This is a genomic window from Psychrobacter sp. FME5 (assembly GCF_014861375.1).
Classification (GTDB): domain Bacteria; phylum Pseudomonadota; class Gammaproteobacteria; order Pseudomonadales; family Moraxellaceae; genus Psychrobacter.
The window spans coordinates 1-20,281 of the sequence record NZ_RRYX01000024.1 but is presented as its reverse complement, the minus strand read 5'-3'; the positions used below and the strand labels follow the sequence as shown (position 1 = coordinate 20,281).

Annotated in this window: 17 protein-coding genes; 2 read left to right on the top strand and 15 right to left on the bottom strand. The window is 44.0% G+C overall.

All coding sequences use genetic code 11. The annotated features are described in order from the left end of the window. Nucleotides 1-95 precede the first annotated feature (95 nt). The 13 genes from EI161_RS05470 to EI161_RS05410 all read right to left on the bottom strand — a co-directional run bounded on the left by EI161_RS05470 (nucleotide 96) and on the right by EI161_RS05410 (nucleotide 16,832). On the bottom strand, nucleotides 96-2,021 hold the full coding sequence (locus tag EI161_RS05470) for a sensor histidine kinase (RefSeq protein ID WP_192529162.1): 1,926 nt from the start codon (nucleotides 2,019-2,021) through the stop codon (nucleotides 96-98). A gap of 332 nt (nucleotides 2,022-2,353) precedes the next feature. After that, nucleotides 2,354-3,778: a ribosome biogenesis GTPase Der gene (gene der, locus EI161_RS05465; protein ID WP_192524513.1), complete on the bottom strand. Its 1,425-nt coding sequence runs from the start codon at nucleotides 3,776-3,778 to the stop codon at nucleotides 2,354-2,356. Between the two features lie 517 nt (nucleotides 3,779-4,295). Continuing rightward, nucleotides 4,296-5,504, bottom strand: a complete 1,209-nt coding sequence (gene bamB, locus EI161_RS05460; protein ID WP_192529161.1) for an outer membrane protein assembly factor BamB — start codon at nucleotides 5,502-5,504, stop codon at nucleotides 4,296-4,298. A gap of 40 nt (nucleotides 5,505-5,544) precedes the next feature. Then, the gene (locus EI161_RS05455) at nucleotides 5,545-6,342 is read right to left on the bottom strand and encodes a YfgM family protein (RefSeq protein WP_192529160.1); all 798 of its coding nucleotides are present in this window, start codon (nucleotides 6,340-6,342) and stop codon (nucleotides 5,545-5,547) included. 49 nt (nucleotides 6,343-6,391) lie between these two features. Further along, nucleotides 6,392-7,681 (bottom strand): histidine--tRNA ligase, encoded by a 1,290-nt coding sequence (gene hisS / locus EI161_RS05450; RefSeq protein ID WP_192529159.1) that lies wholly within the window; start codon nucleotides 7,679-7,681, stop codon nucleotides 6,392-6,394. A gap of 92 nt (nucleotides 7,682-7,773) precedes the next feature. Continuing rightward, the gene (gene ispG / locus EI161_RS05445) at nucleotides 7,774-8,889 is read right to left on the bottom strand and encodes a flavodoxin-dependent (E)-4-hydroxy-3-methylbut-2-enyl-diphosphate synthase (protein ID WP_192524509.1); all 1,116 of its coding nucleotides are present in this window, start codon (nucleotides 8,887-8,889) and stop codon (nucleotides 7,774-7,776) included. Nucleotides 8,890-8,982: 93 nt separating this feature from the next. Then, nucleotides 8,983-9,801, bottom strand: coding sequence for a helix-turn-helix domain-containing protein (locus EI161_RS05440; protein ID WP_413038391.1), 819 nt, complete (start codon nucleotides 9,799-9,801; stop codon nucleotides 8,983-8,985). Beyond that, a complete protein-coding gene (pilW, locus tag EI161_RS05435) occupies nucleotides 9,792-10,724 on the bottom strand; it encodes a type IV pilus biogenesis/stability protein PilW (protein ID WP_225735237.1) in 933 nt (310 codons plus the stop codon). Before pilW ends, EI161_RS05440 begins: the two co-directional genes overlap by 10 nt. Before the next feature lie 275 nt (nucleotides 10,725-10,999). Continuing rightward, the gene (gene rlmN / locus EI161_RS05430) at nucleotides 11,000-12,229 is read right to left on the bottom strand and encodes a 23S rRNA (adenine(2503)-C(2))-methyltransferase RlmN (protein ID WP_192529157.1); all 1,230 of its coding nucleotides are present in this window, start codon (nucleotides 12,227-12,229) and stop codon (nucleotides 11,000-11,002) included. A 461-nt stretch (nucleotides 12,230-12,690) separates the two neighbouring features. Beyond that, the gene (gene ndk / locus EI161_RS05425; protein WP_192524506.1) at nucleotides 12,691-13,122 is read right to left on the bottom strand and encodes a nucleoside-diphosphate kinase; all 432 of its coding nucleotides are present in this window, start codon (nucleotides 13,120-13,122) and stop codon (nucleotides 12,691-12,693) included. Nucleotides 13,123-13,353: 231 nt separating this feature from the next. Further along, nucleotides 13,354-13,773 carry a lysozyme inhibitor LprI family protein gene (locus tag EI161_RS05420; protein WP_192529156.1) on the bottom strand — a complete coding sequence of 140 codons (420 nt, stop codon included), beginning with the start codon at nucleotides 13,771-13,773 and terminating at the stop codon, nucleotides 13,354-13,356. Between the two features lie 327 nt (nucleotides 13,774-14,100). Continuing rightward, nucleotides 14,101-15,390, bottom strand: coding sequence for an adenylosuccinate synthase (locus EI161_RS05415; protein ID WP_192529155.1), 1,290 nt, complete (start codon nucleotides 15,388-15,390; stop codon nucleotides 14,101-14,103). Between the two features lie 134 nt (nucleotides 15,391-15,524). Beyond that, nucleotides 15,525-16,832: an ATP phosphoribosyltransferase regulatory subunit gene (locus EI161_RS05410; protein WP_192529154.1), complete on the bottom strand. Its 1,308-nt coding sequence runs from the start codon at nucleotides 16,830-16,832 to the stop codon at nucleotides 15,525-15,527. 515 nt (nucleotides 16,833-17,347) lie between these two features. Here EI161_RS05410 and EI161_RS05405 point away from each other — a divergent pair. After that, nucleotides 17,348-17,737, top strand: a complete 390-nt coding sequence (locus EI161_RS05405; RefSeq protein ID WP_192529153.1) for a DUF2237 family protein — start codon at nucleotides 17,348-17,350, stop codon at nucleotides 17,735-17,737. A gap of 33 nt (nucleotides 17,738-17,770) precedes the next feature. Beyond that, nucleotides 17,771-18,994, top strand: coding sequence for a magnesium/cobalt transporter CorA (gene corA, locus EI161_RS05400; RefSeq protein ID WP_192524743.1), 1,224 nt, complete (start codon nucleotides 17,771-17,773; stop codon nucleotides 18,992-18,994). Between the two features lie 82 nt (nucleotides 18,995-19,076). On the opposite strand, the gene folD is transcribed toward corA, so the two are convergent. Beyond that, entirely contained in the window at nucleotides 19,077-19,955 is an 879-nt protein-coding gene (gene folD, locus EI161_RS05395) for a bifunctional methylenetetrahydrofolate dehydrogenase/methenyltetrahydrofolate cyclohydrolase FolD (RefSeq protein WP_192529152.1), read from the bottom strand. A 153-nt stretch (nucleotides 19,956-20,108) separates the two neighbouring features. Then, nucleotides 20,109-20,281 (bottom strand): zinc ribbon domain-containing protein (locus EI161_RS05390; RefSeq protein ID WP_192529151.1); only part of this gene is annotated, 173 nt, incomplete at its 5' end.

The following is a 20,281-nucleotide window of genomic DNA, read 5'->3' as shown; positions in this document are numbered from 1 at the left end:
CGTGATGTATCGATTTTACTTTTCACTGACTATAGCTTTCGTACATACATTAAGCGAGATTAACGCCGTAGACGCTGATAGATGCTTTAATTATATTATGCCCACTCTAGCCAGCGCTTTAACAAGTCACTTAAGGCTTTATCCTTATATGTGGCACTATAACAGTAGTCTACTCCAGCAGATTTTAAGCCATGCTCAAAACTATCTGCATATTGCCTTTGATGCTGTGGGTACCAATATATCAATAAAACACGATGCTCGCTGTTATCATTTTCTAACTGACGAATACGCTTGGCTAATGACTCTGCTTTGCTTGGAAACACATCTTCTGCAAACATGACCATATTGATTTTTTTGGAGTTTATCTCGTCCATCGCTAGCTGCTCATGCTGACAGTAAATGACGGTCGCTCCTAGCCGCTCTAGCTCATTCGCCAACGCTCCTGCCTCATGATAGTAATAATAAATAACGGTCAGTCCAGCCAATAGATTCTGTTGGCGCGTCTGCTGTTGGTTGGCCATCGGTATAATCAGCGTAAACTGTGTTCCTGTGCCAAGCGTACTATCAACCTCGATAGTAGCACCCATAAGCTGCGCCATTTGCTTGACGACTGGTAAACCAACACCTGAACCTTCATACTGACGAGTCTTTGATGAGTCCACCTGAAAAAAAGGATTGAAGATGTCACTGATATGATTACTATCGATACCAATACCTGTATCTTTTATCATGATTTGCCAGCGATTACTTTTATCAAAATGGGTTAGCTGCGAAGTGAGCGTCACCTTTCCCACTGGGGTAAATTTAATAGCGTTACTCAGCAGTATCGATAATATCTGTTGTATTTTTTCCAAATCGCCTGCAAGTGTATAGTCTATGTGATGGATATGACTGACTAATTCTAATCCTTTGCGTTGCGCAATAGGCTCAAATTCTGCCAACAGATCCGCAATCAACTGTAAGGGGTTGAACTCAATGCAGTTGATACTAATTTGACCTTTTTGTATTTGGTTCAATTGAATAATATGCTCAAGCGACAACACCAGTTTGTCACTGCCATCCTTGATGATTTCAACAGCATCTTTTTGTTCTCTATTAAGAGTGTCGTAATCTAACAGCTGCAAACCGCCTACAATGGCATTTAGCGAGGTTTTTAGCTCGTGCGTTATCATACTTTGAAAGTTATGCAACTGTACATCAAGCGATACATCTTTGTTATGTAATTGCTGCTCAAAGACAGCAAGCGCCTCATAATCCTGTCTAGCGTCTTGTAAGCGATTAAACAACGCCGCGAAAGTCTGTTTAATCTGCACCAACTCCTGAAAATCAAAACGCTGTGCAATGACGGGTAACTGCTCGAGCTCTTTATTTTTTGCGACGAGGTAACATACCTCGGCCAAAGCCTCAATATCTTTGATCGGCCATTTGAGTTTGCGCAGAATGTACAGCGCCAAAAGAACCGCTAGTATCGTCGTTATAAACCATAATAATAAATTGCTTTGCAACCACTGTAAACGCAGCTCATTCACATCTAGCGTAATATTAATATAACCGACAAGATCGCTATTATCATTACTCTCATCTATTGATTCATGAACCGCTAATCGTTGATCGGCCTTTGAGTCATTTTTCGCGATATTACTGTTGTTGATATAGTTGCTGACTACGGGGTAATTAAAGCTGACCGTACGGGCGAACAAAGCATTTCTCCAGTCCTTTCTTGATTGGCTGATATCGTCGATGGGCTGAGGGGTCGAATAAAATAAAATGCTTTGAATGCTCGGCTCATTATCTAATAGAAAAGCAACTTGCTCAGCCACGATGTCAGCACCGTCTGCCGTCGAAGCGCTGGTAGTCAATAATTCAGCCAATTGCTGAATATGTTGATGTTTTTCTTGATAATGACGCACGAAGCCGTAAACAAAAGACAATAAAAGGCCCAACAGCACAGCCAAAGTAATGGCTTGCATGACAGAGCGCCAGATAAAGGTAGAAATGGTCTGAGATGGGAGGTTGTTCATATCACTCAACTGAGTTAAGACAACTTTATATTTATACTATAGTTAAAATACTTTAAAAACGCTATGATACTGCTGGTATAGTTTTTTTGTAGCCTCTGTCTGCGTAGGCACAGCAAGCTAGAAAAAGCTGTACCTGCAGTACGTGATGTATCGATTTTACGTTTCACTGACTATACAGCTATTTTGGAGATATATAAGTCAAACATTTAGATATTTAATGATTATTTTCAGGTTGGTTAAAAAACTTATCACCACAGAGCCGATCTACATTGACTTTGTCGCACTTCACAGTACGATAAAGTCAATAACCATCAGATCGTCAGCAAGCGCTACTATTTGCGCGGCTTTTTCTCTTTCGTGGTAAATTTCTGTGCTCGATTGCGCTCACGCTGACGTAGCTGTTGTTCTTTTGCTTTGGTTGGCGTGTCACTCTTGTTGGCGTATGGGTTGTCATTTTGCTTGAGTACCACATTGAGCGGCGTGCCTTCAAGCTTAAATACTTGACGGAATTGGTTTTCAAGATAGCGCTGATAGCTCTTAGGCAGAGAGCTGGTTTGATTACCATGAATGACGATTACTGGTGGATTGTGACCACCGATATGAGCAAAACGCAGTTTAATACGGCGACCAGCAACCGTCGGCGGCGGATTGGCCGTCACGGCGTCTTGTAAAATCTGGGTCAAGCGATTGGTAGACACATCAAACATAGACGATTTATAAGCACGTAAAATAGAAGGATATAAATTGCCCACACCCGTACCATGTAGCGCTGATATCAAATGCACTTTTACATAGGGAATAAAGCTAAAACGGCGATCCATCTCAAGCTTAATGTAATCTCTTTGTTCTGGCGTCAGACCATCCCATTTATTAATCGCCACTACCAAGGCACGGCCCGCATCTAATGCATAGCCAATCATATGCAAATCTTGATCGACAATGCCTTCATGCGCGTCAATAACAATAACGGTGACGTTAGAGTCTTCGATCGCTTGCAGCGTTTTGATAACCGAGAACTTTTCTACTTTTTCATCGATTCTACCGCGGCGACGCACACCCGCTGTATCAATGAGTACGTAGTCTCTGCCATCGCGCTTATAAGGGATATAAATACTGTCGCGAGTGGTGCCCGGCATATCAAACACCACCACCCGATCTTCACCCAACAATCGATTGACTAGCGTCGATTTACCAACGTTTGGACGACCAATAATGGCAAGCTTTAGACCTTTTGGTTCTACTACATTGTCTTGCTCAGGCATATCCGCGGTCAAAACTTCCAGCAGGTTACCAACACCGCGACCATGACTGGCCGCCATCGGATATGGTTCGCCCAATCCTAACGCATAAAATTCAGCAGGTGCCGCATCATGGACGCCATCGACTTTGTTGGCAACCACATATACGGGCTTACCTAGGGTATGCAAAAACTTACCAATTTCGGCATCAGCGCCAATCATACCTGCACGGGCATCGACGACAAACACAATGATATCGGCTTCGTGGATAGCGGTATGCGATTGCTCAGACATATAGTCGTCGATATTGCCACTACCGTCATCCGCTTCACCAATACCGCCCGTGTCTACGACGATAAAAGATTTGTCTTCGTAGGTCGCATCGCCATATTGACGGTCACGAGTCAGTCCTGATAAGTCAGCAACCAGCGCCTGCCGACTTTTTGTAAATTGATTAAATAAGGTAGATTTACCGACGTTTGGACGACCAATTAAGGCGACCACAGGCTTGATACTCATGGGTTACTCTCAGTGAAGGGCAAAATGACGGATCGTACGAATACTCTTAGACCAAACCCCAAAATTACGATTAGCTGTGACAAACTCGTTTAGTCTACAATACGTAGTACTGGCACTCGTTTTCCTTGCTACTCTAACTTTTGTGATTGGTATTAAAACAACAATAGCGAATACTCTGTACTTGACCGAAAATTAAAATAAAGGATAAAACTTTAATAGAAATAATCAGCTATTTTACATTTAAAAAACACAATATAAGCTGACTAAATTTCATATAAACATGATCGTAAAAAAGCACATAGGGATGATGCTGAAAGCGCATCGGTCGCATAGAATACGCGAAAGCTTATATTTAAACAAGCAATTTACACCAGGCACTAAACGCTGACTAAGCAGCGTTTTTTATTAATTATATTATCAGTGGGACTATTTAATAAACAATGCTAGTTAATAAACAATACTAATTAATAAACAATATTAAAACCTACTCTATTAAATAGCTGCTACTAATAAAGATTTAACGTGCCAGCTGCCAAATAGCAACTTGCCCTGAGGTACTTTGGGTCATTAAACGGCTGCCTTGTACTTGTAAATTACTCAACGCGCCTTTGGTTTGTACACGGCTGACGATTTTACCGCTAGCAGGGTTAAATAAATGCACCACACCATCGAAATCACCAACGGCAATGTAATTGCCAATCATCACAGGGTTGGTTAAGTGACGATAGGCCAACTCTTCGCTTTCCCACAGCAGCTCACCACTGGTGCGATCATAAGCGGCGACTTTACCGTCTAGACTGGTGCCAATAACTTGTTGGTTATTTACGGCAAGTGATTTTAAGCTAGCAAGCTCTTTAACGAACATGACTTGACGTGACGCCAAATCGATACCCAGTAATTGGCCACTATAACTGATGGCGAAAAGTTGGTTTTTATCGATGACAGGCATGCCGTCAACGTCGCTCATGCGCTCAACCTCACTACTACCAGCACCAACGCCAACACGTCTTGACCACTGCGGCAGACCGCTATCAGTCGTCACCGCGTGCAAACGCCCATCAGCAGTCGCTAATAACGCGGTTTTACTGTCTAACAAGGTTGGTGCAGCACTACCACGTACGCTGATGGCTGGTACTTGGGTCGCAAACTGCCAGACAGACTGACCGGTTTGTAGTGACAAACCATGCAAAAACCCGTCGTTCGCTGATAGAATCACGCGGTTATTAGTAATAAGCGCTGGGGTCAACACCGACCCTGATAACTGCTGCTGCCAGCGTTTGGCACCAGTAGCACTATCAAATGCCATGATTAGACCACCGCGGGTGCTCACAATCGCTGTTTGGCTTAAAGCATCTAACGCAACACCGCCTGTGATTTGATCATCGACATTGACCGACCATAAACGCTCGCCTGCATTATTAAAACCCGCCAAATCACCACCGCGCGATGCAGTAACAATTTGTCCATCGGCATAACCGACCTGCAGATTCAGTGGGTCCTTTTTACTGGCTTTTTTACTACCGACATCCGTACTAAAAACAGGTTGTAGTACGCTAATAGGCTCAGCAATCTGTACCAGTTTTACGGGATCGTTGACGACGGGTTTGATACCGCGATTACACCCAATCACTGCAGTGCTCATTACTGCCAATACTGCCACATGCATCACTGTCTTTTTGACAGTGTTAGCGGTTAAAATTTTGCTAGAGCGAATAGATTGAGTCATTATAGGTTCTCACTACAAATAAATGATTATTAATTAGCAATTACTGCGTCACATCAACGGTCGTATTTTCTGCTGGGTTTTCTACTATTAATGGCTGTTCAGGAGCAGTTGACTCTTGAACCAGACGCGCTTGATCAGCGATAGGCTCAGGCACGATTCCCAAACTCTCCATTTTTAATGCCAATACTGCACGTGTTTCTTGACGGCCACGTAACAGCTCCCAAGCATTATTGTACGACTTAATCGCTGAGTCTTTATTGTCTTGCGCCAAGTAAATATCACCGAGCAATTCTTGTTGGCTGGCTTCAAACGAGCCTGGCATGTCATTGTTCGCTTGTGTCAACGCCGCATCTGCATCGCCTGCAGCCAATAGCGTTGTTGCATAGCGCAAGCGAGTGATCGCTTTTAACCCTGCATCACCCAAATCAATGGTCAAGGCTTTTTTGAGGGTGTCGCTTGCCGCCGCAAAGTCATCGTTATCAATTTGCTGACGCGCTTTAATCATCAATGCTTGCCATGCATAAACCGACTCGCCATGTGTGCTGACCAACGCATCAATATCTTTATTCAACTGTGTACGGCTCTGCTCGAGTGATGCTTGAGCCTCTGCCTCTAAGTCTGGGTTTTGCGAGGCCAAACTCACTTCTTCATTTAAACGCTGAATGTCTGCATAATAATCTGCGGCGACAGTATCAACCCGCGCATGGTTGTCTTGCCAATAAGTCCAACCGAAATAAGCAGCCAGTGCCAACAAAATCACAGTGACAATATAACTGCCATATTGCTTTAACGCTTGCATTGAACTGTCTGCATTCGGCGAATTAGGTGTCAGAGCCATATATGTTTACCTGATAAGATTTATATTAATTTGCTAATGCCAAAATCGATTACTGACGCGAAATATTGTCTTTATTTGCCAGCCAATCTGTAGCGACCGTTTGTTGCTCACCTGTTTGCATATCTTTGATGCTAATGGTGTTATCTTCCAGCTCTTGCTGAGCGATAATGACGGTCATTGCTGCACCTGATTTGTCTGCTTTTTTCATTTGCGCTTTTAGGCTCGTCGCACTGGCCATTTTTACCCGAAGATCTGGGCGACTATAACGCAAGCGTTGCGCATAACCAATACCAGCACTATAGACCTCTGGATGGGCAACCACAAAGACATCACAAGCAGGAAGCGCTGCAATCGGCGCAACCGCTTCCATCAATAATAATAAACGCTCAAGCCCCATCGCAAAACCAACGGCAGGTTCAGATTTTACCGGCTTATTGCTATCTGTACCGATAGACTTCAGTTGCCCGACTAGACCATCATAACGACCGCCTGCACAGACGGTGGCTTGGCTACCAAGCTTATCCGTTACCCATTCAAAAACGGTCTTATTATAATAATCAAGACCACGGACGAGGTGCGGATTTATCTCAAAATCAATACCAAGTTCGGTTAAGTACTTTTGAACCTGCTCAAAATGCGCCACACTTTCTGCACCCAAAAATTCAGCAAGCTTGGGTGCATCGGCTAATATGGCTTGAGTACTGGCTTCTTTACTGTCTAAGATACGTAGCGGATTGGTAGTCAAGCGGCGCTTACTATCGTCGTCAAGCTGGTCTTGTTTATCGGTTAGATACGTCACCAACGCTTGACGATAAGCATGACGCTCATCCAGCTCACCTAAGCTATTTAGTTGTAAATGCATCTCATCTTTTAAACCCAATTCTTGCCACATGAGATGGGTCATGGCAATCAATTCAGCGTCAGCATCTGGAAGCGGACTACCGAAGCTTTCTACGCCCAATTGATGGAACTGACGATAACGGCCTTTCTGTGGACGCTCATAGCGAAACATCGGACCGATATACCATAATTTGGGCGTATCACCGCGTAGCAAGTTGTGCTCAATCACCGCACGTACTGCGCCTGCTGTACCTTCAGGACGCAGTGCCAATGGCGTTGGTGGCTCAGACTTATCCGTAAAGCTATACATTTCTTTTTCTACGATATCCGTTGCGCCGCCGATAGCACGCGCAAACAAATCGGTTTGCTCAACGATTGGTAGACGAATATGCTCATAGCCGTATCTGCCCAATACATCAGCCAGTATCGCCTCTAAATGCAGCCACTTTGCAGATTGCTCAGGCAAAATATCATTAAACCCTTTGATCGCTTTAATCATGGTACGGTCGTATCCTTAAAATTTTTAACAGGTAGCTGTTCTTTATTCGTAATAACGCTTTTTTAATCGGAAAACATGTTGTTCACTGCAAGTTACTTTACGCGAATAATCTCATTCTCGCGTTTTTTTGCTAAATCTTCTGCATGAGCACGTACCATGCCTTCGATTTCATCGACCAGATTATCCGTATGAATCAAATGGCTCTTTTCACCCATACGATACACCAATGATTTTGGTGCAGCGCCAACGATACCAATATCAGCTTCTTTTGCCTCACCCGGACCATTTACTTTACAGCCAATCACCGACAGATCCATCGGTTCACGAATGTCTTCTAAACGCGACTCTAACGCGGTCATTACCTTGATAACATCAAACTCTTGACGCGAGCAGCTCGGGCAAGCGATAAAGTTAACGCCATTAGAGCGAATATTCAATGATTTTAAAATATCGAAACCAATTTTTATTTCTTCTTCAGGCTCGGCGGCTAAGGAGATACGAATGGTATCGCCAATACCATCTAACAGTAAACCACCGAGGGCAATGGCAGATTTCACCGCCCCTGTACGATAGACACCCGCTTCAGTGACACCCAAATGTAGCGGATTATCAATTTGCGCAGATATCAGGCGATAAGCATCCAAAGTTAAGAATACATTACTGGCTTTGACCGATACTTTATATTGGTCAAAATTGAGACGCTCTAATATATCGATATGACGCATCGCTGATTCGAGCATCGCCTCGCCTGTTGGCTCAGTATATTTGCGTTGAATGTCTTTTTCTAACGAACCTGCGTTAACGCCAATACGAATCGGAATATTGTAATCCTTGGCACAAGCGACCACTTCGCGTACTTTGGCATCGCTGCCAATGTTACCAGGGTTGATACGCAGGCAATCAGCGCCTGCTTCGGCAACGGCCAAGGCAATTTTATGGTCAAAATGTACATCGGCGATTAAAGGAACACTGACCCGCTTCCGAATTTCTGCAAAGGCTTTGACCGTATCCATCGTCGGCGTCGATACCCGCATTAGATCGGCACCTGCCTCAACGCAGCGCTCGATTTGGGCGACAGTCGCTGCCACATCACAGGTATCTGTATTGGTCATACTTTGGACACTAATCGGCGCATCGCCACCAATCGCGACATCACCGACATGTATTTTTTTGGTAGGACGACGGTTAATAGGCGCTGACGTTGACATAGACAAACCCTTTCATTGGAGCGAGAAAAACGAAGAAAAACACACTTATAATAGCGCTAAACACTCAGCAGCACTCAAAAGTAGCGTAAAAAGTTAAGGCGCTAACTCAAAGCTAGCCTGCTTATCAGTTGCATAGCTGTCTAAAGCCACCGCTTCTTGGTTGAGCATTAAGCTGACGTTATCGATATTATCAATTTGCACATTAAATGGTGGCGTACCTAATAGCTTATAATCACCAGACGTCTGAGCGCCATTCATCAGGCTGCTACCAGAGGCATCACTGATACTAACAGCGGCGGTATTGGTCAGTTTCACCTCTAGGGAGGCCATGCTCGCATTAGCATCGCCTGTATTTAAAGCAGAGCCAGAAGCGCCGACGCCAGTAGCGTCATTAATCGCAGCGCCTTGCGCCTGCTCTATCTCTGAGAGGTCTTCCGTGGTTGATATCGGTTGGTCGCTGTTTTCTTTACTGGCGTTGCTAACCATACGGAACAAGAAAATCGCTAAGATGATGACACCAATAACCGCTATGATAAGCAATGGATTAAAACGAATGCGGTTGTGGGTATCACGCTGCAATGTGCCCATGGGGCGCAGTGGTGACTCGACGTTTCTCATCGAATCTGATTTGAGTTCGTTGGGATACGCGGCGTCAAAACTACTCGCTATCTTGACAGGATCTAAACCCAAAAACTTAGCATAATTAATCGCAAACCCACGAGCAAAAGCCGCTTGCGGCATCTGCGCAAAGTTCTCATCCTCTAGCGCTTGCAAATGACGCTTTAAAATAAATAACTCGGCGGCCGCCTCTTCTAAGCTTACTTGCTTATGTTTGCGGGCTTGCTGCAACATGGCACCAAATGATCCCTGAGCATTAGATTGAGTGTTTGATGATGGGGTGGTCATTTCCATGGTGCCTCTGGATTATTAAGCCAAGTCTTAAGTTGTTTTGCTTCATCGCTTAGCGGATAAGCAGATAAAAGCTGCTGTGCCAATTGCTGGCGCGTTTTTATATTGTTTTGCGCAGCGGCAAGTTTAATACCTTGTAATAGTAAACGCGGGCTAATACCCTGTCCTTTCACTAATACCAGTGTCTCATCATAAAGCCGTTGCGCCTGCTGCACACGCTGCTGTTCAAGCAATAAATCTACCAATTCAATATGCGCAATCACACTATTACGATTGCCATCGAGCGCACGTAAAAATGCTTTGGCCGCCGCAGGGTGATCATTAAGTTTAAGATAAGTACGCCCTAGATTCTCCAACGCACCAATACGGCCTTCGTAACCCAATGCTGCACCTGCAATACCAAACTGCTCTGCCGCCTCACGATAGCGCTTCATCTGTGATAAATAAACGCCATAGTTATTGTTTGCTTGTTCAAAATTTTTATCAAGGGTGATTGCCTTTTTAAAATACTGATCGGCTTTTTCAAGATTGATGCGGCTACCCTCTTGCTGCAGCAAAACGCCCATCATATCATAGGCTGGCGCGTAACGGCTATCAGCAGCAAGGGCTTTTTCGAGCTGACGCTGTGCAGTATCGAGCTCTTTTTTTCGGATATATTGCGCCGCCAGTGAAGTGCGCACGCGAGCAATTTCCTGTTGGTCTAAGTTACGATTGTCATTAGGTCGCGTCGACGTTTGATAAGGGGTACCATTCAGCAAGTCGTTGTTTGGTGTGCTTTGGCAACCACTTAACATCAGCGCGCTTAACGACCCTGCAAGCAAAATACACCGAGCGCTGTTTTTTTGAAAAACTTTATTACCCAACCGCTTCATCGTATGAGAAAAAAATGTTTGATATTTGAACTGACAAGAATTTTTAGAAGTCATCGTGGCTACCATCATAAAACTGTGAGTCAATGCGTTCGATCCTCGAGGCATCAGTTTAATAGATTTAACCCCCATAAGTACAATTTAGTTTTTATTAATTGCACAGCGCTAGGCTGTTGATAGCGATGACTACATTTTATTACCGTTGTGATGCAAAAAAGACAGCTAACGCTCAGCAGCCTGCTATATTTTATTTAGGACTAATGATAGCCATTCATGTAACTTATTAGTCATTCAGGCTCAGGTTAGTCATTCAGGCTCAGGCAACCATTACCCTAAACGCTTTCACGGTCTTTGATGCTTTGCTGCCAAGCGGCGGAACGACGAGTTCTATCAGCGACTTGCCCGACTAATTGACCGCAAGCGGCATCAATATCGTCCCCACGCGTTTGACGAATGGTACAGACAAACCCCGCTTCACTTAATATATTGCTAAAAGTATGAATACGGTTATTGCTTGATTTATCATATCCCGAATGCGGGAATGGATTAAACGGGATGAGGTTAATCTTACTTGGTAGACCGTCTAATAACGCGACCAATTGATGAGCATTCTCATTACTATCATTGACACCATCTAGCATTACGTATTCGATGGTCACGTGCTTTTTATGGCGCGGATTGACATCATGAACGTAGTTCTTTGCAGCAGCAATCAGCTCGTTCAACGGGTATTTTTTATTTATTGGCACTAGCTCATTACGTAGCTCGTCATTGGGCGCATGTAGCGAGATGGCCAAGGCCACATCGATATCTTGCGCCAACTGATACATTTTTGGCACCACGCCCGAGGTGGATAAGGTCACGCGGCGCTTGGACAGTCCATAGCCATGATCGCTTAACATCAGCTCCATCGAGCCCACCACGGGTTTGTAGTTTAGCAATGGCTCGCCCATACCCATCATCACTACATTGGTGACGTTATTTTCCCATAGGCTATGGTCAACGTTGTCTAAACTGTCATTTTCATCGCTCATATAAGAAGCGTTAGCCACCCATAGCTGCCCGATAATCTCAGCCGCACTTAAATCGCGCTCAAAGCCCTGTTTACCCGTACTACAAAAGCTACAATCCAGCGCACAGCCCACTTGTGAGGAAATACATAAGGTTTTACGACCATTTAATTTACTATCATCTGCAGGAATTAATACCGTCTCAACCAATGAGCCGCCAGTAACTTCAAACACCCATTTACGGGTGCCATCATCGCTATATTGGCGATGAATCACTTTTGGTGGCGTAACACAAGCATTGAGCGATAATTTATCACGCAATGATTTGCTGAGATTGGTCATTTGCTCAAAATCCGTCACCCCATGCTGATAAATCCACTTAATTACCTGTGTCGCACGAAACGGCTTTTCGCCAATACTTTTAAAGTAATCAGACAGTTGCGCTTGCGGCATGCCCAATAAGTTGGTTTTGGCCTGCGCCTCGTCTACTAGCTTGATGCTCTTAGTAGCCTTTGCAGGTATGTGCTGGGTTGGGGTTTGAACAGTGGACATAATAGATAACCTTTTTGTATCTGCTGATATGAGCGATACAATTATTGATATGGGCGTTGCGATGCATTCATAATGCATGAGTGCATGAGCAATCCGTTATGAACGCATTTTATCAGGCACTTGTGAATACTGAGCATTTGATAAAATCATGCTGATAAAGGATTGATAACGCAATGTAAAACTATAGTTAAAATACTTTAAAAACGCTACGATACTGCTGGTATAGTTTTTTTGTAGCCTCTGTCTGCGTAGGCACAGCAAGCAAGAAAAAACGGTACCTGCAGTACGTGATGTATCGATTTTACGTTTCACTGACTATAATAATGAGGCAAGCTGTCGAAAATTTCAATCATAAATAAGTCTATTATAAGAGCTAAAACGGCTTATACCATAAGATATAAGCCGTCTCGCCACACTAATTATCAATAATCAACATTATAAGCTGATATCAATAATTGCTACTAGCGCTTACGTGCACAAACTTCATCATCATTGAAAAAGTAGCTAATTTCGCGCGCGGCTGATTCTGCTGAATCTGAACCATGAACCGCGTTTTCGTCGATGCTGCTAGCAAAATCAGCACGGATAGTGCCTTTGTCTGCATCTTTTGGGTTAGTAGCGCCCATGATTTCACGATGCTTAGCGATAGCGTTTTCGCCTTCTAACACAGATACCAATACTGGGCCTGACATCATGAAAGATTTTAGGTCATTATAAAATGGACGCTCAGCATGCTCAGCGTAAAAACCACCCGCTTTTTCGTCATCAAGTTGTAGCATTTTAGCCGCAACAATTTTTAGACCCGCTTGTTCAAAACGGTCATAGATAGCACCGATGTGGTTGCCAGCAACAGCGTCAGGTTTGATGATAGATAAAGTACGTTCGTTAGCCATGAAAAGCTCCTAATAAATGATAAATTTGATAAGAAATAAAATAGTAAATACTTGGTTTTATCTTTGGTCACAATGTTGGCTGAAATGTAACCAAATGACTCATGGTCTACCAATACGGCAACCTGAGCGCCAACACAGGATTGCTGCCTATTATAATGATTGACGCTATAAATGATAGGGTTAATTTATGACCATAGCTTGCATAAAAGTAAATCCTACAAGTTGATATTGCTACTCACCTAAGCGACTGTCTCGGCAGCTGCCCGCGTTACATTCACGCACCCGCTCGTTTAAAAAGTTAACGCGACTGGTCGTCGTGCGAGTAGCACAGCCCATATTAACAAAAAAGCCATTTTCATCATCATTATAACTACATCGATCATCACGCTCACGCAGCCAAGCCAGCTGACCACGTTTTAGCGTGGATTTTTGTTTTTTATTCAGCTGTTTGCTTAATTTGTTATAAGAAGTATTGAGCTCTTTATCTGCTTGCAAATATACTTTTGTCAAGCAATATAGGCTATCAAAATCGTTGTTGGGGTTATCGCAATTTTCAGCACCCCAAGAAAGCATAGGCAGCATAAAAGCGGCAGACGTTACTATCGCTAGAGAAGTACTGCGAATAGAGCGCTTGACAGTAGTTGTTATCATTACATTTTCCTTTTTATGTATTAAAAGAGTTAAAGTTCCCTCTAACACATTATACTCAATTAAACCCGAATAATGTTAATAAAACCCACTTTATAGAAAAATCAAAACATCTTAAAAATGCGACAGTGCTATTGGAATGAATTTTGCGCAGCCTCTGCGTATGCAGCACGCCAGAAAAATTTATTCCAATAACACACTAATACAGCTATCCTAGGGCATGTCCTTATTTTAAAAATGGTTATAAAAATGACTATATTTAGAAAAATGACGCACAAAAAAACCCCAATGCTTAGCAAAGGGGTTTTAGTGTTTAGCTAAAAAACTTATTTACACATCATACGGGTCACGTAGAACGATTGTTTCTTCGCGATCAGGGCCGGTTGAGATGATATCAACAGGGCAACCAATCAACGCTTCGATACGTTTGATATATTTTTTGGCATTTTCTGGTAGATCGTCATAATTGGTGATACCCACCGTTGACTCGCTCCAGCCTTCTAGCGTTTCGTACTTAGGCGTTACCGCTTCATAGAACTCAGCATCATGCGCGCCGGCACACTCAGTTTCAGGTAAGTTATAACCTACGCCGATTAACAGCTCTTCCAAACCATCTAATACGTCAAGTTTGGTCAAGCAGATACCTGACATAGAGTTCAATACCACAGCACGGCGTAGAGCTTCAGCGTCGAACCAACCACAACGACGTGCGCGGCCTGTCGTTGCACCGAACTCGTGACCGACTTTGGCCAAATGCGCGCCAACATCATCAAATAATTCAGTTGGGAACGGACCGCTACCGACACGCGTGGTGTAAGCTTTGGTGATACCAAGGACATAATCTAAGTACAATGGGCCGATACCTGTACCTGTCGATACGCCGCCCGCTGTGACGCTTGAGCTGGTCACAAACGGATAAGTACCGTGGTCGATATCGAGTAACGTCCCTTGCGCACCTTCAAACATCAGGTTTTTTCCAGCAAGGCGAAATTGGTTCAAATCTTCAGTGACATCAGTAACCATACCTCTGATTTCTTCTTTCCATTCTTGGCAAAGCTTAAATGTTTCATCAAAATCAATCGCCTCAACTTTATAATACTGAGTTAACTGGAAGTTATGGTATTCGATTAAGTTGCGTAGCTTCTCTTCTAAGTCATCACGGAATAAATCAGCAAGCTTGATTGCACGGCGCGCTACTTTGTCTTCATAAGCAGGACCGATGCCGCGACCCGTCGTACCAATTTTGCCAGTGCCACGTTTGGCTTCGCGCGCTTGGTCTAATGCGACGTGGTATGGCATGATAAGTGGGCAGTTCGGTGAAATGCGTAAACGCTCACGTACTGGGACGTTATTGGCTTCTAATTCTTTCATCTCTTTTAGCAAGGCATCAGGTGCTAACACCACACCGTTACCGATGAAGCAGGTGACGCCTTCACGTAAAATACCTGATGGGATTAAATGTAGGACGGTGGTTTTGCCATCGACAACTAACGTGTGACCAGCATTATGTCCGCCTTGAAAGCGAGCGACTGCTGAGGCTTTTTCGGTCAGTAAATCGACGATTTTACCCTTACCTTCATCGCCCCATTGGCTACCCAAAACTACGACATTCTTACCCATGATCAATCCTTACCTTTGTCTATTGAGGTGTGTGCAATAACGGTTTAAAAACTAAAATTATGTTAAAACTACTTATCATCTAAAACAGTTATGATGTATTTACTATGTGCTTTTAACTGAACGCGCGCTAATTTTTAAATAGCGTTTAACTGCCACTGATTATTGGCAAAGCTTAAGCGGTGCGTTGTGTTAGCTGGGCGGTCTTCGGCGTTTAACGGCATAGTGACGCGATAGCCTTGCTGACGCAAGCTTGCCACTTGTTGCAACAGCGTTTGCATCTGCTCTTGGTCCGCGCTGCTTGACGCGTCATAGTCAACCAGCACGACGGTTGGTGCATCAAGCTGAGTATGAGCCAGCAAGCGGCTGACATCCATACTAAAGCCAGTGGCTTCGCGTATTTGATCGCCTGCTAATTGACTGCCACTCTGCATCCCATCAAAACGCCCACCACGAACCAACGGCTGGGTTTCACTATTGATATAACCGTTGAATACAATACCTGTGTGGTAGTGGTAGCCTGACAGCTCCGTCACATCGATACTTACGGCACAGTCCCATTGATCCTGTAGATGTGTTTTTAGGCGTTGTAACTCGTCAATGGCCGTCGCAATCTGAGTATCTTGCTGCGCGGTAGTGGACAGCTTCGCCAATAGATTTTCGATGTCATGACCAAAACGCGCTAGCGCATAAAAATCATCACCCATTGGCAGTGCTTGGCAAATGCGCTTAAGCTCTGGTAGGTTTTTATTGGCGTACAAATGCATCAAGCGTTCAGTGTCGCTCTCGGCTAATTCAGCCAATTCAGCCAAGCGCTTAAATATTGCCACATGACCTAAATCGACGTGCAATGCAGCGCTCATATTTAGCGTATTTACCATACTAAACAGCACATCTATCAGCTCAATATCGGCGGCAAGTGAGGCACAACCAAATATTTCCGCCCCCAATTGCAGCGGCGTACGTGAGCCAAAAAGACCTGATGGCAAGGTATGAATCACATCCCCAGCGTAGCAATAACGCGCAATACCTGATCCACCATGATGCGCATCGATACGCAAAATCTGTGGAGTGATATCGGCACGTAAACCCATCAATCGACCGGTTAATTGATCGATAATCTTAAAGGTTTGGCGTTTTAAATCTTCTGAGGCGTCACTCAATAATGATTCAGTAAACTCAATCATCGGCGGATTGACCAACTCATAGCCATGGCTAATAAGCTGCTGGATCAATTGATGTCTCAGTACTTCTTGCTTATGGGCATCTTCAAACAATACATCGACGACCCCATCAGGCAACAGCCAGCTATTGGCCACGTCGCTGGCAAAGTTACTTAAGTATGGGGTGCTATTGGGAGCAGCAGCGTGGTTAACAGGCTGAGTCGCTGCTGTATTGATCGTACTTGACTGGGCAGGTTTTGCAGAATCAGAACTGACAGACACAATAAATCCTTGTTTGGCGTATCGCTTACCAAAAACGCGTTAGTGATGCGGTACTTAGATGCGGTACTTAAAGGTTATATTTACCATTGCATTGACGCCGTGCATTTTTATTTTTAACGCGCAACATCATTGACCCAATTATTTATAAACAAACTAGGTAACCGCAAAATGGTGAGTAATAAGTGTAATTTATAATGATAAGACGAGTATATTTATACGCTGATAAACGGCGATAAATAATCAAGGCACTTTATGCTTTAGTTTAGCATAGCAGGCAAGGTTCGCCTAGTGACAATTGGCCGCCATCACTATCTAATTATGCCTCATTGGTGTTAAAGATAGGCTAATTATTAGCGCATTATATCGATAATCGGTTAAGTAAGAATAATAGCACTGTTTCTGTATAATAAAGCACGTTTTTAATAAAATCATGAGCTTGGCTAGGACATACCTTAGGGCATGTCCTCGACTCAGACTCATGTTACACTAAGCCATATTTTTATCTCGGAAGCCTTATGTCATCTGATTACCACCCAAACCCAGCCATCAATCAATCAAACGTTTTGGGCACGGCCCTTGCCAGCTGCTGCTTTGACCCTATCACCGGCTATTATCGCAATGGCTTTTGTCATACTGGCAATCATGACGTCGGTCAACATACCGTTTGCGCCAAAATGACCAGTGAGTTTTTAAACTTTTCTGCCAGTCGCGGTAATGACCTTATCACCCCGCTGCCTGAGTATGGGTTTTCTGGCCTTAAACCCGGTGACTACTGGTGTATTTGTGCGTTACGCTGGATTGAATCGCTAGACTTTGACATTGCGCCACAAATAAAACTGGAAGCTTGTCATGAGAGCTTGTTGAGCCTGGTCGATATTGAGACTTTAAAAAACTATGCGCTGTAGCAAAGTTATTTTAATTAGACTAAAGGAGAGGGTATGAACCAAGATGACGACTTGATTGTCGAACCGACAACTCGTATCACACCTGACTCTACTGTCGGTCTGACTGACGCAAACATGAAGGCTGAAAATTCTTATTCAGATGACCATGATAACTATGACAGTTATATTTATGGCGATACGGATGCGACGATCGAAGACACTATTGAAACGATGACTGTCTATGATCCAGACTCTGAGCGCTATGAGGATATCGACTTATCTAGTGATGGTGAAGTGGTCAATTGCTATGCTTACTCACGTAAAACCGGTGAAAAACTTGATAAAATAGCGCTCAACGATGTCAGTCGTGCCTTGAATAACAATGGTCAATTTATTTGGCTCGGTCTATATGACCCCAGCTTAAAAACCATGGTTAAAGTCAAAGAAGCGTTCGGTCTGCATGAATTGGCGATTGAAGATGCATTTGCCGACCACCAACGTGCCAAGGTTGAGAACTACGATAACGACATGGTGTTTGTGGTATTACGTACCGCCAAGCTCGAAGACAATGTCATTCGCTACGGTACCACCGCGATATTTATGGGTAAAAACTACCTGATTACCATCCGTAATGGCCCATCAAACTCCTACGCACCAGTCCGTGAACATTGCCACCGCCGCCCAGAAAAGCTGCGCATGGGACCAATATTTGTGCTGCATGCGATTCTCGATTTTATCGTCGATAACTATATGCCGGTCACCGATCGCTTGGGCAGTTATTTACGTGAGCAAGAACGTAATATTTTTACTTATGAATTCAATAAAGAAACGCTTAGAAACCTATATGAATTAAAATCGCAATTAGTGCATATGCGCGCAGTTATTCTGCCGGTACAAGATATTTGTAGCTATTTTATCAATCACGATAACAGTGACTTAATTTCACCCTTTTCTCATGCTGCCAAACCTTATTTTCGTGACGTCAATGACCATTTATTGCATTCTTTAGATGCCATTAATGGACTCAATGAGATGCTAAGCGTGGTGATGAACACCTATCTTGCTATGGTCAATATGGGGCAGAATGAAGTGGTTCGCAAACTTGCCGCTTGGGCGGGTATTTTAGCGGTACCGACGGCGATTGCGGGAATTTATGGTATGAACTTTGATTTTATGCCAGAGCTACATTGGGAATATTCTTACCTTGTTATCATGGCAGTGATTGGCTCGCTGTGTGGATTTTTATACCTTAACTTTAAGCGTCTGGGCTGGTTATAAGATAGTAGTTTAAACAAAAGTTATACGAAAAAAAGGGCTGTCATGTATTTATGACAGCCCTTTTTTATTAACGGCTTATGGCTTATAAACCCGCAGCTTTTTCAGCTGCATCAACGGTTTGGCGTATCAGCGTGTTGATGGTCATCGGACCCACGCCACCCGGTACTGGTGTATAAGCACTGGCAATATCTGCCACACCCTGCATTTCGATATCACCAACGCCGCCATTCTCAGTAGGATGGAAGCCTGCATCAATCACTACCGCGCCCGCTTTAATCCACTCCGCTTTAATCAGCTCAGGCACGCCCACTGCCCCAACCACGATATCAGCACGCTTAATATGGGATTCTAAATCCTGCGTTCTTGAGTGGCAAATCGTCACCGTACAGTTGGCATTTAATAGCATCATCGCCATTGGTTTACCTAGGATAGCACTACGACCGACGACGACTGCCTCCAAACCTGCCAGCTCAATACCGTAATGCTCTAATAAATGCATGATACCTTGCGGGGTACATGAACCATAAGCAGGCTGCTGCATCGCCATACGCCCAAAGCCCAGACAGGTCACCCCATCAACGTCTTTTCTAAGGTCAATCCTCTCAAAACAAGCGCGTTCATCGATATGCTCAGGTACTGGGTGCTGTAGTAAGATGCCATGAACGTCAGGATTGTCATTAAGCTCGTTTACCTTAGCCATCAACTGCTCTGTCGTCGTACTATGTGGCATTTCTACCTTGATAGAGCTCATACCCACCCGCTTACAGGCATTGCCTTTCATACGTACATAAGTCGCAGAGGCAGGATCTTCACCGACCAGTATCGTTGCTAAAATCGGTGTACGCCCTGTTTTAGCTTTAATAGCGTCTACACGCGTACTCAGTTGCTGTTCTATTTGTTTGGCAAGTGCTTTGCCATCCAAAACGGTGGCGGACTCTTGGGCAGTAGACGCAATAGACATAGGAACTCCAATAGAGGGTACGATAAAAAAGTAAAGACAGCGCCCGCAACTACTTGCATGCCTGTCTTATGCTTGGTCAATGTATGATTAGGGTTTATATTGTACCTGTCTGCGCCAAAAAATCCTAGCGCACAATTTGACTTCCTCCCCTCCCTAAACGGAGGGGATTCCTACCGCTAGACGCTCAAGCCCGAGCGCAAGAATGTTTTTTGCCGCATTAACATCGCGGTCATGAGTCACACCGCACTCGCAAAACCATTCTCTTATTCGCAGACCTGCTCTACCTTTCGGACTGTTTTGGCGTGAGCCGCAACACGAACAAGTTT

Bases quoted from the DNA above. Each gene is read 5' to 3' on its own strand.
- corA (WP_192524743.1), top strand. From the start codon at position 17,771: ATGAACCAAGATGACGACTTGATTGTCGAACCGACAACTCGTATCACA.
- EI161_RS05455 (WP_192529160.1), bottom strand. From the start codon at position 6,342: ATGGCTCTGACACCTAATTCGCCGAATGCAGACAGTTCAATGCAAGCG.
- der (WP_192524513.1), bottom strand. From the start codon at position 3,778: ATGAGTATCAAGCCTGTGGTCGCCTTAATTGGTCGTCCAAACGTCGGT.
- EI161_RS05470 (WP_192529162.1), bottom strand. From the start codon at position 2,021: ATGAACAACCTCCCATCTCAGACCATTTCTACCTTTATCTGGCGCTCT.
- EI161_RS05440 (WP_413038391.1), bottom strand. From the start codon at position 9,801: ATGGAAATGACCACCCCATCATCAAACACTCAATCTAATGCTCAGGGA.
- ndk (WP_192524506.1), bottom strand. From the start codon at position 13,122: ATGGCTAACGAACGTACTTTATCTATCATCAAACCTGACGCTGTTGCT.
- EI161_RS05420 (WP_192529156.1), bottom strand. From the start codon at position 13,773: ATGATAACAACTACTGTCAAGCGCTCTATTCGCAGTACTTCTCTAGCG.
- rlmN (WP_192529157.1), bottom strand. From the start codon at position 12,229: ATGTCCACTGTTCAAACCCCAACCCAGCACATACCTGCAAAGGCTACT.
- pilW (WP_225735237.1), bottom strand. From the start codon at position 10,724: ATGACTTCTAAAAATTCTTGTCAGTTCAAATATCAAACATTTTTTTCT.
- hisS (WP_192529159.1), bottom strand. From the start codon at position 7,681: ATGATTAAAGCGATCAAAGGGTTTAATGATATTTTGCCTGAGCAATCT.
- ispG (WP_192524509.1), bottom strand. From the start codon at position 8,889: ATGTCAACGTCAGCGCCTATTAACCGTCGTCCTACCAAAAAAATACAT.
- EI161_RS05405 (WP_192529153.1), top strand. From the start codon at position 17,348: ATGTCATCTGATTACCACCCAAACCCAGCCATCAATCAATCAAACGTT.
- EI161_RS05415 (WP_192529155.1), bottom strand. From the start codon at position 15,390: ATGGGTAAGAATGTCGTAGTTTTGGGTAGCCAATGGGGCGATGAAGGT.
- bamB (WP_192529161.1), bottom strand. From the start codon at position 5,504: ATGACTCAATCTATTCGCTCTAGCAAAATTTTAACCGCTAACACTGTC.
- folD (WP_192529152.1), bottom strand. From the start codon at position 19,955: ATGTCTATTGCGTCTACTGCCCAAGAGTCCGCCACCGTTTTGGATGGC.